The following is a 17,843-nucleotide window of genomic DNA, read 5'->3' as shown; positions in this document are numbered from 1 at the left end:
CGAGCCCTGCCCGGTGAACAGGAACGCCAGCCGCCCGGACGTACTGACCTGCCCGGCCTGCTCGCCCTCGGCGATCGCCCGCAGACCCGCCAGCAACTCACCGCGCTCCGCGCCGACGACCACCGCCCGGTGCCCGAAGTGCGTCCGCGCCGTCGCCAACGACCGCCCCACCGCAACGAGTTCACCGTCAGCGGCCGTCTCGAGCAACTGCTGCGCCTGCGCCCGCAACGCCTGCGCACTGCGCGCCGACACCGGCCAGGCGAGGACGCCGGGCGGGGGCGGGGTGGTGTCGTCGGCGGCCGGGGCGCCGGCCTCCTCGATGATGACGTGCGCGTTGGTGCCGCTGAGGCCGAACGCGGAGACGGCCGCCCGGCGGACGCGTTCGCCTGCGGGCCAGGGCGCCTCCTCGGTGAGCAGCCGGACGCCGCCGCGGCTCCAGTCCACGTGGGTGGAGGGCGTGTCCACGTGCAGGGTGCGGGGGAGCACACCGTGCTGCAGCGCCATCACCATCTTGATGACGCCCGCGACGCCCGCCGCGGCCTGGGTGTGCCCGACGTTGGACTTCACGGAGCCCAGCCACAGCGGCCGCCCGTCCTCCGGCCGTTCGCGCCCGTACGTGGCCAGCAGCGCCTGGGCCTCGATCGGGTCGCCCAGCGTGGTGCCGGTGCCGTGCGCCTCGACCGCGTCCACGTCCGCCGCGCTCAGCCCGGCATCGGCCAACGCGGCCCGGATGACCCGTTGTTGGGCGGGCCCGTTGGGCACGGTGAAGCCGCTGGAGGCGCCGTCCTGGTTGACGGCGGAGCCGCGCAGCACCGCGAGCACCCGGTGGCCGTTGCGGCGGGCGTCGGAGAGGCGCTCCAGCAGCAGGACGCCGACGCCCTCCGAGCAGCCGACGCCGTCGGCGGCGTCGGCGAAGGCCTTGCAGCGGCCGTCGGGGGCGAGGCCGCGCTGCTCGCTGAAGTAGACGAACATGTCGGGCTCGGTCATCACCGTCACGCCGCCCGCGAGGGCGAGGGTGCACTCGCCTCGGCGCAGGGCCTGGGCGGCCAGGTGCAGGCCGACCAGCGAGGAGGAGCAGGCGGTGTCGACCGAGACCGCCGGGCCCTCCAGGCCGAGGGTGTAGGAGACGCGGCCGGAGATCAGGCTGCCGTCGCTGCTGCCGGGGCCGTAGTCGTGGTACATGACGCCTGCGTAGACGCCGGTGGCGCTGCCGCGCAGCGCGCCGGGGCGGATCCCGGCGCGCTCCAGGGCCTCCCAGGAGGCTTCGAGCAGGAGCCGCTGCTGCGGGTCCATGCCGAGGGCCTCGCGGGGGGAGATGCCGAAGAACTCGGCGTCGAACTCGTCCGCGCGCTCGACGAAGCCGCCGTCCAGCGAGTAGGTGGTGCCGGGGGCGTAGGGCGCGCCGGGGACGGCGGAGCCGGGCTCGTAGAGCCGCCCCAGGTCCCAGCCGCGGTCGGTGGGGAAGGCGCCGACGGCGTCGCCGCCGTCGGCGACCAGGCGCCACAGCTCCTCGGGGGAGGTGACGCCGCCGGGGAAGCGGCAGCCCATGCCGATGATCGCCACGGGTTCGCCCTGGGCGGCCGCGAGCCGGTCGTTCTCCCGGCGCAGCACCGCGTTGTCGGAGACCGCCTGGCGCAGGGCCGCGACGATCCGCTCGGTGGATTGGGACTCGCTCACGACTGCTCTTCCTGTCCGCCGTAGACCGACTTCATCAGTTCCTCGACGCTCATCTCGGCGACCTCCTGCCGGATCGACGCGTCCTCGGCGGCGGCGCTGCCGCCGTCCGCCCGGTCGGCCGGGGCCGCGGGGGCGTCCGGGACCAGTTCGTCGAGCAGGTAGTCCGCGAGCGGCTGCGCCGTCGGGTAGTCGAAGACCAGCGTCGCGGGCAGGCGCAGCCCGGTCTCGGCGCCGATCCGGTTGCGCAGCTCGACGGCTGCCAGGGAGTCCAGGCCCAGGTCGGTGAAGCCCTTGTCGGGGTCGATCTGGGAGGCGTCCTTGTAGCCGAGGACGCCCGCCGTGTGGCGCAGGACCACCTCCAGGACGGCTGCTGTCCGCTGCTCGGGGGCCATCGCCGCCAGCCGCACGTCCAGGGCCGCCACCGGGGCGGCACCGGCCGCCGCGGCGGCCAGGGTGCGCCGGGCCGGGCCGCGCCGCAGGCCGCGCAGCAGGGCCGGGGGTTCGGGCAGCGCCTGCCCGGCCGGGGCCTGCGGGCGCGGGACCAGCTTGATCGGGGCCAGGGCCGGGTCGGCGGTGCCGAGCGCGGCGTCGAACAGGGCCAGGCCCTCCTCGGCGGTCAGCTCGGCGACGCCGGAGCGGGCGAGCCGCTCCAGGTCGACCTGGTCCTCGCTGCCCTGCCACGGGCCCCAGGCGAGGGACTTGGCGGGCAGGCCCTGGGCGGCGCGGTGCTCGGCGAGGGCGTCGAGGAACACGTTGGCCGCCGCGTAGTTGGCCTGTCCGGCGGTGAGGACGAGGCCGCCCGCCGAGGAGTAGAGCACGAACGCCGCGAGGTCCAGCCCCTTGGTCAGCTCGTGCAGGTGCCAGGCGGCGTCGACCTTGGGCCGCAGGACGGCGTCGACCTGTTCGGCGGTCAGCGAGCCGAACACGGCGCTGTCCATCAGACCGGCGGCGTGCACGACCGCGGTGAGCGGGTGCTCGGCCGGGACGGCGCCGAGCAGGGCGGCCAGCGCGTCCGGGTCGGCCGCGTCGCAGGCCGCGACCGTCGCCTCGGCGCCCGACCCGGCGAGTTCGGCGACCAGTTCGGCGGCGCCGGGGGCGTCCGGGCCGCGGCGGCCGGTCAGCAGCAGGTGCCGCACGCCGTACCGCTCGGCCAGGTGCCGGGCCAGGTGGCCGCCCAGCAGGCCGGTGCCGCCGGTGATCAGCACGGTGCCGTCCGGGTCCCACCCGGCCGGGTCGGCGGGGAGCGCCCCGGTCCGTTCCAGGCGCGGCAGCCAGACCGCGCCCGCGCGGACCGCGGCCTCCGGCTCGCCCGCGGCGAGGACCGCGGGCAGCGCCCGCAGCGACTCGGGCGTCCCGTCGGTGTCGACCAGCACGATCCGGCCCGGGTTCTCGGTCTGCGCGGACCGGACCAGGCCCCACAGCGGCGCCTGCACCAGGTCGGGGCCTCCGCTGTCGGCCGGGGCGGTGACGGCGCGGGTGGTCAGCACGACCAGGCGGGCGTCCGCGTACCGCGGGTCGGCCAGCCAGTCGGCGACCTGCGCCAGCGTCCGCCGGACCAGCGTCCGGGCCTCCTCCGGGAGGGAGCCGGAGTCGGGGTCGGTGCCGGGGGCGCAGGCCAGGACGGCGACCTCGGGACGCCGCGCCCCGTCGGCGGGGAGCACCGGGAACGGCAGGGCGGCTGCGCCGCCGAGCAGCGCCCAGTTCGCGGGGGCGGCCGCCGGGTCGGCGACGGGGCCGGGCTGCCAGCCGATCCGCAGCAGCGCGTCCCGGGCCGGGTCGGTGCCGCCGAGGCGGTCGGCGGTGACCGGGCGGACCACCAGCGCGTCGATCCGGCCCACCGGGGAGCCGGTCGGGTCGGCCAGCTCCAGGGCGGTGCCGCGGGCGCCGGGCCGGACCGTGACCCGCAGGGCGCTCGCACCCGCCGCGTACAGCCGCACGCCCGTCCAGGCGAACGGGATGGTCGCCTCGCCGACGGCCTTCGGGCCGCCCTCGGTGAGGAAGTCCGTCGCGCCCAGGGCGGAGTCCAGCAGCGCCGGGTGGAGGCCGAAGCCGGTGGTGTCGGTGCCCTCCGGGAGGGCGATCTCGGCGAAGACCTCGGCGGGGGCGCCGTCCGCGTCGCGGCGGCACCAGATCGCGCGCATCCCCTGGAACACCGGGCCGTAGCCGAAGCCCAGCCCGGCCAGGTCCGCGTAGACGCCGCCGATGTCCACCGGCTCGGCGCCGACGGGCGGCCACGGGTCGGTGCCGGGGGCGGGCGGTGCGGCCAGGTCGTTGCGGGCGAGGGTGCCCGCCGCGTGCTGGGTCCAGGGCGCGCCGACGGCCGCCGCGTCCCGCGAGTACACGGCCAGCGTGCGCCGACCGCCCTGCTCGCCGCCGAGCACCACGCGGACGCTGGTGGCGGCGCCGTCCCGCAGGACCAGCGGGGCCTGCTGGGTCAGCTCCTCCAGCAGGTCGAAGCCGACCTCGTCGCCGGCCCGGACGGCGAGCTCCACGAACGCCGCGCCGGGCAGCAGGACGGTGTCCATCACCCGGTGCTCGCGCAGCCAGGGCTGCCGGGCGGTGGAGAGGGTGCCGGTGAGCACCACGCCGCCGGTGTCCGGGAGTTCGACCACGGCGCCCAGCAGCGGGTGCCCGGCGCGGTCGACGCCGACCGAGGTCGCGTCCCCGGCGGGGGCGGTGGCGTTGAGCCAGTACTCCTTGCGCTGGAAGGCGTACGTCGGCAGCGCGACCTTGCGGGCGTCGCGGCCCGCGAACACGCCCTGCCAGTCCACCGGGACGCCGCGCACGTGCAGCCCGGCCAGGGCCTGCAGGACCGTCCGGGCCTCCTCTCCGGTGCGGCGCAGGGTGGGCAGCAGGACCTGGCCGTCGCCGGTGCCCTGCCCGGCCATGCCGGTCAGCACGGCGTCCGGGCCGAGTTCCAGGAACCGGGCGGTGCCGCTGGCGGTGAGGGTGGTGACGGCGTCGGCGAAGCGGACGCTCTCGCGGACGTGGCGCACCCAGTAGTCCGGGGAGCCGAGCTCCTCGGCGGTGGCGAGCCGGCCGGTGAGGGTGGAGACCACCGCGGTGGTCGGCGCGTGGTAGGCGAGCCGGGCGGCGACCGTGCGGAACTCCTCCAGCATCGGCTCCATCAGGGCCGAGTGGAAGGCGTGCGAGACGGTCAGCGCCTTGGTGCGCCGGAAGCCCGCGGCGACCTTCGCGACCGCTTCGGCCTCGCCCGAGACGACCACCGCCTGCGGACCGTTGACGGCCGCGACGTCGACGCCGGGGACGAGGGCCGCGCGGACCTCCTCCTCGGACGCGGCGATGGCGACCATGGCGCCGCCGGTGGGCAGCGCCTGCATCAGCCGCGCCCGGGCGCCGACCAGGGTGCAGGCGTCCGCCAGGGACCAGACCCCGGCGGTGTGGGCGGCGGCGAACTCGCCGATCGAGTGCCCGGCGACGTAGTCGGGCCGCACGCCCCAGGACTCGTGGAGCCGGTAGAGGGCGACCTCGAGGGCGAACAGCGCGCACTGGGCGTAGCCGGTGAGGGTGAGCGCCTCGGCGTCGGACCACATGACGTCCTTGAGCGGACGCTCCAGGCCCTTGTCCAGGAAGGCGCACGCCTCGTCGAGGGCGGCGGCGAACACCGGGAAGGTCCGGTACAGCTCCTCGCCCATCCCGACCCGCTGCGAGCCCTGCCCGGTGAACAGGAACGCCAGCCGCCCGGTCGAGCGGGCGGTCGCCTTGACCAGGCCCGCGGCCGCGCCGCCTGCGGCCAGGTCGGTCAGGGCGCGCACCGCCGCCTCGCGGTCCGCGGCCAGCACCACCGCGCGGTGGTCCAGGGCGGAGCGGGTGGTGGCGGCGGAGTAGGCCGCGTCCAGCAGCGAGGTCGAGTCGTCCAGCCGCGCGGCCAGCCGGGCGGCCTGCTCGCGCAGGGCGTCCGCGGTGCTGCCGGACACCGCCAGCGGGACCAGCGGCAGCGGCGGGGCGGACGCGGCGGCCCGCTCCGGCTGCGGGCGGCGCACCGGCGGGGCCTCCTCGACGATCACGTGGGCGTTGGTGCCGCTGATGCCGAACGAGGAGATCCCGGCCCGGCGGGGGCGGCCCTGCGCGGTCCACGGCCGGGCCTCGGTGAGCAGTCGCACGTGGCCGGTGCTCCAGTCCACGTGCGGGGACGGGGCGTCGACGTGGATGGTGCGCGGCAGCAGCTCGTGGCGCAGCGCCTGCACCACCTTGATCACGGCGGCGGCGCCGCCCGCGGCCTGCGCGTGGCCGATGTTGGACTTCACCGAACCCAGCCACAGCGGCCGGTCCTCGGGCCGGTCCTGGCCGTAGGTGGCCAGCAGCGCCTGGGCCTCGATCGGGTCGCCCAGCCGGGTGCCCGAGCCGTGCGCCTCGACCGCGTCCACGTCCGCCGGGGTGAGGGCCGCCGCGGCCAGCGCCGCCCGGATCACCCGCTCCTGGGACGGGCCGTTCGGGGCGGTCAGGCCGTTGGAGGCGCCGTCCTGGTTGACCGCGGAGGCGCGGACCACGGCCAGCACCTCGTGCCCGTTGCGCCGGGCGTCGGAGAGCCGCTCCAGCAGCAGCAGGCCCGCGCCCTCGGCCCAGCCGACGCCGTCGGCCGCCGCCGCGAAGGACTTCGAGCGGCCGTCGGGCGACAGCACGCCCTGGCGGCTGGAGTCGACGAACAGGTCGGTGGCGGACAGCACCGTGACACCGCCGGCCAGCGCCAGCGAGCACTCGCCGTTGCGCAGCGACTGGGTCGCCAGGTGCAGGCTGACCAGCGAGGACGAGCAGGCCGTGTCGACCGTCAGGGACGGGCCCTCCAGGCCGAACAGGTAGGAGATCCGGCCGGAGACCACCGCGCCGGAGCTGCCGTTGGCGAGGTAGCCCTCGACGTCGGCGGGCGCGTCCTTCAGGCGGCTGCCGTAGTCGTCGTACATGGCGCCCGCGAAGACGCCGGTCAGGGTGCCCTTGAGCGACCTCGGGTCGATCCCGGCGTGCTCGATGGTCTCCCAGGCGGTCTCCAGCAGCAGCCGCTGCTGCGGGTCCATGGCCATCGCCTCGCGCGGGCCGATGCCGAAGAACGCCGGGTCGAACATGGCGGCCTCGTGCAGGAACCCGCCCTCGTGGGCGTAGGTCTTGCCGCGCTTGCCCGGCACCGGGTCGTAGACGCCGTCGACGTCCCAGCCGCGGTTGGTCGGGAACGCGGTGACCGCGTCGACCTCGTCGACCAGCAGGCGCCACAGGTCCGCGGGGGAGGCGACGCCGCCCGCGTAGCGGCAGCCCATGCCGATGATCGCGATCGGCTCGTCGGTGCGGCCGCGGGCGGTGGTCGCGGACTTCGCCGCGGCGACCGGCTCGGCGCTCTCCAGCAGCCGTCCCATGATGAAGTCGGACACGGCCCGGGCGGTCGGGTAGTCGAAGACCATGGTCGCGGGCAGCGCCAGGCCGGTCGCGGCGTTCAGCGCGTTGCGCAGCTCCACCGCGGCCAGCGAGTCGAAGCCCAGCTCCTTGAACGCCCGGTCCCCGTCGATCGCCGAGGCGTCGGCGTGGCCGAGCACCGCGGCGATCTGCCCGGACACCAGCTCCAGCAGCACCCGCTCGCGCTCCGCCCCGGCCAGGTCGGCCAGCCGCCGGGCCAGCGCCAGCCCGCCGCGGGCCGGGCCCGCGGCACGCGCCGCGCGCCGCGCCGGGGCCGGGGCGAACGCGCGCAGCAGGGCGGGCAGTTCGTCGGCGCGGGTGCGCAGCACGGCCTGGTCCAGCCGCAGCGCGGCCAGCACCGCCGCCTCCGTGCCCAGCGCCCGGTCGAACAGGGCCAGGCCCTGGTCGGTCTCCAGCGCGGGCATGCCCTGGGCGGCCATCCGGCGCAGGTCCCCCTCGCCGAGCTCGCCGCCGAGGCCGGTGTTCAGGTTCCACAGCCCCCAGGCCAGCGCGGTGGCGGGCAGCCCGGCGGCGCGGCGGTGCTCGGCCAGCGCGTCCAGGAAGGTGTTCGCGGCCGCGTAGTTGGCCTGCCCGGAGGCCAGCACCAGGCCGCCCGCGGAGGAGAACAGCACGAACGCGGACAGCTCCAGACCCGCGGTCAGCTCGTGCAGGTGCCAGGCCGCGTCGACCTTCGGCGCCAGGACGGAGTGCAGCTGCTCGTCGGTCAGCGAGCCGACCAGGGCGCCGTCGGCGGTGCCCGCGGCGTGCACGACCGCGCTCAGCGGCCGCTCGGCGGGGACGGCGGCCAGCAGCGCCGCGACGGCGGCCCGGTCGGCGGTGTCGCAGGCGGCGACCGTCACCTCGGCGCCCAACGCGCCCAGCCGGTCCGCCAGTTCGGCGGCGCCCGGCGCGGCCGGGCCGCGGCGGCTGGTCAGCAGCAGGTGCCGCACGCCGTGCGCGGTGACCAGGTGCTCGGCGAGCAGGGCGCCGAGGCCGCCGGTGCCGCCGGTGACCAGGACGGTGCCGTCGCCCAGCGGCCGGTCGGCGGGCGCGGCGGGCGCCGCCTCCTCCACCAGCCGCGGCAGCAGGACGGCGCCGCCCCGGACGGCGGCCTCCGGCTCCCCGGCGGCCAGTACCGCGGGCAGCAGGTCGAGCGCGGCGCGGCCCTGCGGGTCGGCGTCGGAGTCGACCAGGACGAACCGGCCCGGGCTCTCCGCCTCGGCGGCCCGGACCAGGCCGGGCACCGGGGCGTGACCCAGGTCGCCGGTGCGGGTGAGCACCAGCAGCCGGGAGCCGCGCAGCCGCGGCTCGGCCAGCCAGGCCTGCAGCTCGGCCAGCACCAGGGCGGCCACCAGGTGGGCCCGCTCCGGCAGTTCGGCGCCGGTGGCGGGGTCCTCGGCCGGGCAGCGCAGCACGGCGACGGCCGGGGCCGCGGCGCCCGCGTCCAGGGCGGCGACCAGCGCGGCGACGTCCCGGTGCGGGGCCGTGCCGGGGGTGTCCCCGGCGCCGACCAGCGCCCAGTCGGCGGGCAGCGGCGCCGCGGTGGCGGCGGGCAGCGGGGCCAGGTCGATCCGCAGCAGCGAGCCCTGCCCGGCCTGCGGCCCGGCGCCCAACTGCTGGGCGCCGACCGGCCGGGAGACCAGCGAGGCGACCGAGGCGACCGGGTTGCCCTCGGCGTCGGCGACCTCGATGGCGGACAGCTCGTCGCCGTCCAGCCGGGTGATCCGCACCCGCAGTTCCCGGGCCCCGGCCGCGTGCAGGGTCACGCCGTTCCAGACGAACGGCAGCAGGGTCGCGCCCTGGCCGTCGTCCAGCAGGTCGGCGTGCATCGCCGCGTCGAGCAGCGCCGGGTGCAGGCCGAACGCGGCGCCGGTGGCGCCGATCTCCTCGGGCAGCGCGACCTCGGCGAACACCTCGTCGTCGCGCCGCCAGGCGGCCCGCAGGCCCTGGAAGGCCGGGCCGTAGCCGTAGCCGCGGGCGTTCAGCCGCTCGTAGGCGTCGGTGACGTCGAGCTGCTCGGCGCCCGGCGGCGGCCACTCGGCCAGGCCCGCGGGCTCGGCGGCCCCGGCCCGGGTCAGCAGGCCGGAGGCGTGCCTGGTCCACGGGTGGTCGGGCCGGTCGTCGGGCCGGGAGTGCACCTCGAACCGGCGCCGCCCGTCCTGCTCGCCCTCCACCAGCACCTGCAGCGCGACGCCGCGGTGCGCCTGCTCGCCGCCGGGCAGGACCAGCGGCGCCTCCAGGGTCAGTTCCTCCAGCGTCCGGTGGCCGACCTGGTCGCCCGCCCGGACCGCCAGCTCCACGAAACCGGTGCCGGGCACCAGGATCGCGCCGTTGACCACGTGGTCGGCCAGCCAGGGCTGGCGGCGGGCGCTGATCCGGCCGGTCAGCACCACCGAGTCGGTGCCGGGCAGCGGCACCACCGCGCCCAGCATCGGGTGGTCGGCGGCCAGTTGGCCCACCGAGGAGACGTCCCCGGCCGGGACGGGGTCCAGCCAGAAGCGACGGTGCTGGAAGGCGTACGTCGGCAGGTCCAGGCCGCCGGGCGCCCCGCCCAGCAGCGCCGGCCAGCGCACCCCGGCGCCGCGGGCGTGCAGCAGGGCCAGCGCGGCCAGCAGCGCCGGGGCCTCCGGCCGGTCGCGGCGGCAGGACGGCACGAACACCGGCGCGGCCGCCTCCCCGGCCGCCTCCACGCAGCGGGCGCCCAGCGCGCTCAGCACCGCGTCGGGGCCGAGCTCGACGAAGGTGCGCACGCCGTCGGCGGCCATCGCCCGCACCGCGTCGGCGAACCGGACCGCCCCGCGGGCGTGGCGCACCCAGTAGTCGGCGGAGCACAGGTCGTCCCCGGCGGCGGGCGCGCCGGTCACGGTGGAGACCACCGGGATCCGCGGCGCCCGGTAGGCCACCGCCTCGGCGACGGCGCGGAACTCCGCCAGCGCCGGGTCCATCAGCGGCGAGTGGAAGGCGTGGCCGACGTTCAGCCGGTGGGTCTCCGCGCCGCGCCCGCCGACCAGGCGCACCAGCGCCTCGACGGCCTCCGCGGCCCCGGACACCACCACCGAGCGCGGCCCGTTGACCGCGGCCACGTCCACCGGCCCGACGCCCTCGGCGAGGCCCGCGAGCAGCCCGGCGGCCTCCTCCTCGGTGACGCCCAGCGCGGCCATCGCGCCGCCCGCGGGCAGCGCCTGCATCAGCGCGCCGCGGGCCGCGACCAGCCGGGCCGCGTCCGCCAGCGAGAGCACGCCCGCGGCCTGGGCCGCGGCCAGCTCGCCGATCGAGTGCCCGGCCAGCACGTCCGGGGTCACGCCCCAGGACTCCAGCAGCCGGAACAGCGCCAACTCGACCGCGAACAGCGCGGCCTGGGTGTACTCGGTGCGGTCGAGCAGGCCGTCGCCGTCGTCGCCGAACACCACCTCGCGCAGCGGCCGCCACCGCTCGGGCGCCCACGCCTCGCCGTCCGCCCGGGCCGCGTGCACGGCCCCGTCGACGGCCGCGGCCACCGCGTCGAAGGCCGCCGCGTACGCCGGGAAGGCCGCGTACAGCTCGCGTCCCATCCCGACCCGCTGCGCGCCCTGCCCGGAGAACAGGAAGCCGACCCGGCCCTCGCCCGCGGTGTCCAGCACCAGCTGGGTGCCCGTCCCGCCCGCGGCCAGCAGCTCCAGGCCGGCCAGCAGCTCCTGCCGGTCGCCCGCGAGCACCGCGCCGCGCCGCTCGAACGCCGAGCGGGACGCGGCCAGCGCGGCGGCCAGCGCGGGCAGCGGCAGCTCCGGGCGCTGCGCCAGGAACTCCCGCAGCCGCCCGGCCTGCCCGCGCAGTGCCCCGGCGGTGCGGCCGGACAGCAGGAACGGCAGCACCTGCGGGTCGGCGGCCGGGGCCGCGGCGGGCAGCGGCTCGGCCGGAGCGGCCGGACCGGCCTGGTAGTCGCCGACGATCACGTGCGCGTTGGTGCCGCTGATGCCGAACGAGGAGACGCCCGCCCGGCGCGGGCGGCCGTCCGCCGCCCAGTCGCGGGCCTCGGTCAGCAGTCGTACGTTCCCGGCGCTCCAGTCCACGTGCGGGGACGGCGCGTCCACGTGCAGGGTGCGCGGCAGCACGCCGTGGCGCAGCGCCATCACCATCTTGATGACGCCCGCGACGCCCGCCGCGGCCTGGGTGTGCCCCAGGTTGGACTTGACCGAGCCCAGCCACAGCGGCTGCTCGCGCTCCTGCCCGTACACCTCCAGCAGCGCCTGCGCCTCGATCGGGTCGCCCAGCGTGGTGCCGGTGCCGTGCGCCTCCACCGCGTCCACGTCCGCCGCGGACAGCCCGCCCGCGGCCAGCGCCTGCCGGATCACCCGCTGCTGCGCCAGCCCGTTCGGGGCGGTCAGGCCGTTGGAGGCGCCGTCGTGGTTGACGGCGCTGCCGTCGATCACGGCCAGCACCCGGTGCCCGAGCCGCTCGGCGTCGGACAGCCGCTCCAGCAGCAGCACGCCCGCGCCCTCGCCCCAGCCGGTGCCGTCGGCCGCCGCCGCGAAGGACTTGCAGCGGCCGTCCGCGGCCAGGCCGCGCTGGCGGCTGAAGTCGATGAAGGTGTCCGGGGTCGACATCACGGTGACGCCGCCCGCCAGGGCGAGCGCGCACTCGCCGCGGCGCAGCGCCTGGATCGCCCAGTGCATCGCCACCAGCGAGGAGGAGCAGGCGGTGTCGACCGTCACGGTCGGGCCCTCCAGGCCCAGCGCGTACGAGACCCGGCCGGACACCACGCTGGCCAGGCTGCCGTTGCCCAGGTAGCCCGCGGTCTCCTCGGAGACCGCGCCCCGGCCGGTGCCCCAGTCGTGGTACATCACGCCCGCGAACACGCCGGTGTCGCTGCCGCGCAGCGACAGCGGGTCGATCCCGGCCCGCTCGATCGCCTCCCAGGAGATCTCCAGCAGCAGCCGCTGCTGCGGGTCCATGGCCTGCGCCTCGCGCGGGCTGATCTCGAAGAACTCGGCGTCGAACTCGGCCGCGTCGTGCAGGAACGCGCCCTCGCGGGTGTAGCTGCGGCCCGGACGGCCCGGCTCCGGGTCGTAGATCGACGCCTCGTCCCAGCCGCGGTCGGTCGGGAAGCCGCTGACCGCGTCCACCCCGTCGTGCACCAGCCGCCACAGCTCCTCGGGGGTGGCGACGCCGCCGGGGAAGCGGCAGCTCATCGCGACGATCGCGATCGGCTCGTCCTCGCGCACCGCCACCTGCGGCCGGACGGCCGAACCCGCGGCCGCGCCCGACAGCTTCGCCAGGATGTGGTCGGCCAGCGCCCGCGGGTTCGGGTGGTCGAAGACCAGGGTCGCGGGCAGCCGCAGGCCGGTCGCCGCGTCCAGGCCGTTGCGCAGCTCCACCGCGGACAGCGAGTCGAAGCCCAGGTCGCTGAAGGCCCGGCGGACACCGATCGCCTCCGGCCCGGCGTGGCCCAGCACGGCCGCGGCCCGGGAGCGCACCAGTTCCAGCACCGCCCGCTCGCGCTCCGCCTCGGGCAGCGCGGCCAGGCCGCTGACCGCCCCGGCGGGTCGGGCCGCGGCCGCGTTCGGGCCCCGGCGGCGGGCGGCCGGGCCCGCGACGTCCAGCAGCAGGGCGGGCAGCGCCTCGCCGCGGGCCGCCAGCGCGGCCCGGTCCACCCGGACCGGCACCAGCGACGGCCGCCCGGCGCCCAGCGCCCGGTCCAGCGCGGCCAGGCTCTCGGCGGCGGTCAGCGGGGCCAGGCCCAGCCGGGAGATCCGCCGCCGGTCGGCGTCGGACAGCGCCGCGCCCATGCCGTCCACGTCCGCCCACAGGCCCCAGGACAACGCCAGGGCGGGCAGCTCCAGCGAGCGCCGGTACTGGGCCAGCGCGTCCAGGAAGGCGTTGGCGGCCGCGTAGTTGCCCTGGCCGCCGCCGTCGGCCAGCGCGGCCGAGGAGGAGAACAGCAGGAACGCGGACAGCTCCAGGCCGCGGGTCAGCTCGTGCAGGTGCCAGGCCGCGTCCAGCTTGGGCCGCAGCACCGCCTCGACCTGCTCGGCGGTCAGCGCCTCGACCAGGCCGTCGGCGACGGTGCCCGCGGCGTGCGCCACGCCCGTCAGCGGGTGCGCCGGGTCGATCCCGGCCAGCAGCGCGGCCAGCGCCCGCGGGTCGGCCACGTCGCAGGCCGCCGCCTCGGCGTGCGCGCCCAGCGCGGCCAGCTCGGCCAGCAGCTCCTCGGCGCCGGGCGTCGCCGGGCCGCGGCGGCCGACCAGCAGCAGGCGGCGCACGCCGTGCTCGGCGACCAGGTGCCGGGCCAGCACGGCGCCGACGCCGCCGAGGCCGCCGGTGACCAGGAAGGTGCCGTCCGGGTCGATCGAGGAGGCCGTCCAGGCGGTGCCCCCGGCGGTCGCGGACTCGGGCAGCCGGGCCAGCCGGGGCACCAGCAACACCCCGTCCACCAGCCGCAGTTCGGGCTCCCCGGCGGCCGCCGCGGCCGCCAGCTCGGCGGCGGTCACCGGACGGTCGGAGCCGTCCAGGTCGAGCAGCACGAACCGGCCCGGGTGCTCGGCCTGCGCCGAGCGCACCAGGCCGCGCACCGGCGCCGCGGCCAGGCCCGCCGCGGTGGACGGGACGGCGGCGCCACGGGTCACCACGACCAGCTTCGAGCCCGCGAACCGCTCCTCGGCGAGCCACTCGCGCAGCACGCCCAGCACCCGGTGCACGTCCTCGTGCGCGGCGCCGGGCAGCGCCCCCGCCGGGTCGGCGGGCAGCACCGGCAGCAGCACCACCGCGGGCGCGGCGGCTGCGTCGCCCGGCAGCGGGGAGGCCAGCACCGGCAGGTCCAGGCCCCACGGGTCCGCGCCGCCCAGCACCGCGAGCCCGGCGCCGCCGGTCGCGGCCGTCGGGGCGGCGGGCTTCCAGGCCACCTCGTACAGCGGCTCGCTGCGGGCGGTCCGCAGCGCGTCGGGCGCCACCGGCAGCGAACGGAACGCGGCGACCTCGGCGACCGGCGCGCCGGTGCGGTCGGCCAGGGTCAGCGCGACGCCGCCGCCGGGCAGCGAGTCGATCCGCACCCGGAGGGCGGTGGCCCCGGCCGCGGCCAGGCGCACGCTGCTCCAGGCGAAGGGCAGCCGGATCTCCTCCGGCTCCCGGGCCTCGCCCGGCGCGAAGTCGGTGGCGTGCAGGACGGCGTCCAGCAGCGCCGGGTGCAGGGCGAACCCGCCGCCGTCACCGGCGAGTTCGACCTCCGCGAAGACCGCGCCGTCCGCGCCGCCGGTGCCCTCGGCGCGCCAGACCCGGCGCAGGCCGCGGAACAGCGGGCCGTAGCCGTAGCCCTGGTCGGCCAGCTCCTCGTACAGGCCGTCGACCGGCACCGGGCGGGCTCCGGCCGGGGGCCACCGGGTGAGGTCGGCGGGCGCGGTGTCCCCGGCGGTGACGGCCAGGGTGCCCGTGGCGTGCAGGGTCCAGTCGGCCTCCGCGTCCCACTCGCCGCGCGAGTACACCTCGATCGTGCGGCGCCCGTCCTGCTCGGCGCCGACCACGACCTGCAGCGCCAGCGCGCCGTCCTCCGGGACGGCCAGCGGCGCCCGCAGGGTCAGCTCCTCGACCAGCTCGCAGCCGACCCGGCCCGCCGCGTGCGCGGCCATCTCGACGAAGGCGGTGCCGGGCAGCAGCACCACCCCGGAGATCACGTGCTCGGCCAGCCACGGGTGGCCGTCCGGCGCGAGCCGCCCGGTCAGCACCAGCCCGGCCGTCCCGGCCAGGCCCACCTCGGCCGACAGCAGCGGGTGCGCGGAGGCGGTCAGGCCGAAGCCCGCCGCGTCCCCGGCGCCGCGCGGCGCGGCCAGCCAGTAGTGCTCGCGCTGGAAGGCGTACGTGGGCAGCGCCACCGTGCGGGCGCCGCGGCCCGCGAAGACGCCCGCCCAGTCGACCGTGACGCCGTGGGCGTGCAGTTCGGCCAGCGCGGACAGCACCGCCTCGACCTCCGCCCCGGTGCGGCGCAGCGCGGGCACGAAGGGCAGTTCGGTCTCGCCCGCGGCGGCCGCGCACTCCTCGGCCAGCGCGCTCAGCACCCGGTCCGGGCCCAGCTCCAGGCAGGCGCCGACGCCCAGCCCGAGCACGGTGGCCACGCCGTCGGCGAAGCGGACGGCGTGGCGGACCTGCTCCACCCAGTACCGCGGGCCGGTCACCTGCTCGGCGGTGGCCAGCTTCCCGGTCAGGTCGCAGACCACCGGGATCCGCGGCGGCGCGTACTCCACCACCTGCAGGACCTGCTCGAACTCCGCCAGCATCGGCTCCATCAGCGCCGAGTGGAAGGCGTGCGAGACCCGCAGCGCGGTGGTGCGCCGCCCCTCGGCGGCGAAGGCCGCGACGAGCCGCCCGACCGGCTCGGCCGGGCCGGAGACCACGACCGCGCCGGGGGCGTTCACCGCGGCGACGTCGACGCCCGGCAGCAGCGCCGCCCGCACCTCCGCCTCGGTCGCGGCCACCGCCGCCATCGCGCCGCCCGCGGGCAGCGCCTCCATCAGCGCGCCGCGGGAGGCCACCACCAGGCAGGCGTCGTCCAGCGACCAGACGCCCGCCACGTGCGCGGCGGCCAGCTCGCCGATCGAGTGGCCCAGCAGCACCGACGGCGTCACGCCCCAGGACTCGTACAGCCGGTAGAGCGCCACCTCCAGCGCGAACAGCGCGCACTGGGCGTACTGGGTCCGGTCCAGCGCCTCGGCGTCGGTGCCGAACCACACCTCGCGCAGCGGGCGCTCCAGCTGCAGGTCGAGCCGGTCGATCACCTCGTCCAGTGCCTGCGCGAACACCGGGAAGGTCCGGTACAGCTCGCGGCCCGCGCCCAGGCGCTGGGCGCCCTGGCCGGTGAACAGCACCGCCAGGCCGCCGGGCCGGGCGGAGCCGGTGCGCACCGCCACCCCGTCCGGGGCGGCGTCGGCGGCGTCGGCGGCCAGCGCGGCCAGGCCGCGGACCGCCTCCTCGCGGCTGCCCGCCAGCACGACCGCGCGGTGCTCCAGCGCGGCGCGGGTGGTGGCGAGCGAGAACGCGGTGTCGGTCAGCGCGGCGTCGGAGGCGGCCAGGAAGTCGGCCAGCCGCCCGGCCTGGGCGCGCAGCGCCCGCGGGGTCCGGGCGGAGACCGGCAGCAGCACCGGGGCGGCGTCGGCGGGCTCGGCGGTGGGCTCCGCGGCGGCCTCGACCGCCGGGGGCTGCTCGACGATCAGGTGCGCGTTGGTGCCGCTGACGCCGAAGGAGGAGATCCCGGCCCGCCGGGGCCGCTCGCCCTCCGGCCAGGGCCGCTCCTCGGTCAGCAGCCGGACGTTGCCCAGGCTCCAGTCCACGTGCGGGGTCGGCGCGTCCACGTGCAGGGTGCGCGGCAGCACGCCGTGCTCCATCGCCATCAGCACCTTGATCAGGCCCGCGGCGCCCGCCGCGGCCTGGGTGTGCCCGATGTTCGACTTGACCGAGCCGAGCCACAGCGGCTCCTCGCGGTCCTTGCCGTACGCGGCCAGCAGCGCGCCCGCCTCGATCGGGTCGCCGAGCCGGGTGCCGGTGCCGTGCGCCTCGACGGCGTCCACCTCGTCGGGGGCGAGGCGGGCGTCGGCCAGCGCCGCCCGGATCACCCGCTGCTGGGCGAGGCCGCTGGGCGCGGTCAGGCCGTTGGAGGCGCCGTCGGAGTTGATCGCCGAGCCGCGCACCACGCCGAGCACCCGGTGGCCGTTGCGCAGCGCGTCGGACAGCCGCTCCAGCACGAACACGCCGACGCCCTCGCCGAAGCCGGTGCCGTCGGCCGCGGCCGCGAACGGCTTGCACAGCCCGTCCTCGGCCAGGCCGCGCTGGCGGGCGAAGGAGGTGAACACGCCCGGGCCGCCCATCACGGCGACGCCGCCGGCCAGCGCCAGCGGGCAGTCGCCGCGGCGCAGCGCCTGCACCGCCAGGTGCAGGGCGACCAGCGAGCCGGAGCAGGCGGTGTCCACGGTCAGGGTGGGGCCCTGCAGGCCGAAGGCGTAGGCGACCCGGCCGGAGACCACGCTCGGCGCGTTGCCGGTCAGCAGGTAGCCGTCCAGCCCGTCCGGGGCCTCGTGCAGGCGCGGCCCGTACTCCTGGGCCTCGGCGCCGATGAACACGCCGGTGCGGGTGGCGCGCAGCGAGGCCGGGTCGATCGCGGCCCGCTCCAGCGCCTCCCAGGCGGTCTCCAGCACCAGCCGCTGCTGCGGGTCCATCGCGGACGCCTCGCGCGGGGAGATGCCGAAGAACTCGGCGTCGAACTCGCCCGCGTCCGGCAGGAACCCGCCGACCCGGACGTAGCTGGTGCCGGGCGTGCCCGGGTCCGGGTCGTAGAGCGCCGCGAGGTCCCAGCCGCGATCGGTGGGGAAGCCGGAGACGGTGTGCCGCCCGTCGGCGACCAACTGCCACAGCTGCTCGGGGGAGTTGACGCCGCCGGGGTAGCGGCAGCCCACCCCGACGATCGCGACGGGTTCGTCGGCGTCCGCGGCGGCGGGCCGCTGCGGCTCCGGCTCCGGCTCGGGCTCGGCGTCGCCGACCAGGCCGGAGCGGATCAGCCGGGCCAGCGCGCCGACCGTCGGGTGGTCGAAGACCACCGTGACCGGCAGGTCGAGGCCGGTGTCCGCGACGAGCCGCGTCTGCAGCTCGACCGCGGCCAGCGAGTCGAGACCGAGCTCGCTGAGGGGAGTCCCGGGATCCACCGTCCCGGGCGCGTCGGGCACGAAGGCGCCCAGCACCGCCACCACCCGCTCCCGCACGAAGCCGAGCAGGAAGCCGTAGGACGTGTCGTCGAACAAGATGGGCAT

At 78.0% G+C, this 17,843-nt stretch carries 1 protein-coding gene and 1 pseudogene; both read right to left on the bottom strand.

Annotated features, from left to right (window positions below; all coding sequences use genetic code 11):
* Window positions 1-1,668: pseudogene (locus tag ACFY00_RS35575) on the bottom strand (beta-ketoacyl synthase N-terminal-like domain-containing protein); the annotation flags it as partial.
* A 5-nt stretch (window positions 1,669-1,673) separates the two neighbouring features.
* On the bottom strand, window positions 1,674-17,795 hold the full coding sequence (locus ACFY00_RS35570; protein ID WP_388037694.1) for a type I polyketide synthase: 16,122 nt from the start codon (window positions 17,793-17,795) through the stop codon (window positions 1,674-1,676).
* Window positions 17,796-17,843: the final 48 nt, after the last annotated feature.

This window comes from Kitasatospora sp. NPDC001540 (assembly GCF_042894345.1).
GTDB classification, from domain to species: Bacteria; Actinomycetota; Actinomycetes; order Streptomycetales; family Streptomycetaceae; genus Kitasatospora; species Kitasatospora phosalacinea_C.
Note: the sequence above shows the minus strand (reverse complement) of the source record. Positions and strands in the feature narration are given on the sequence as shown.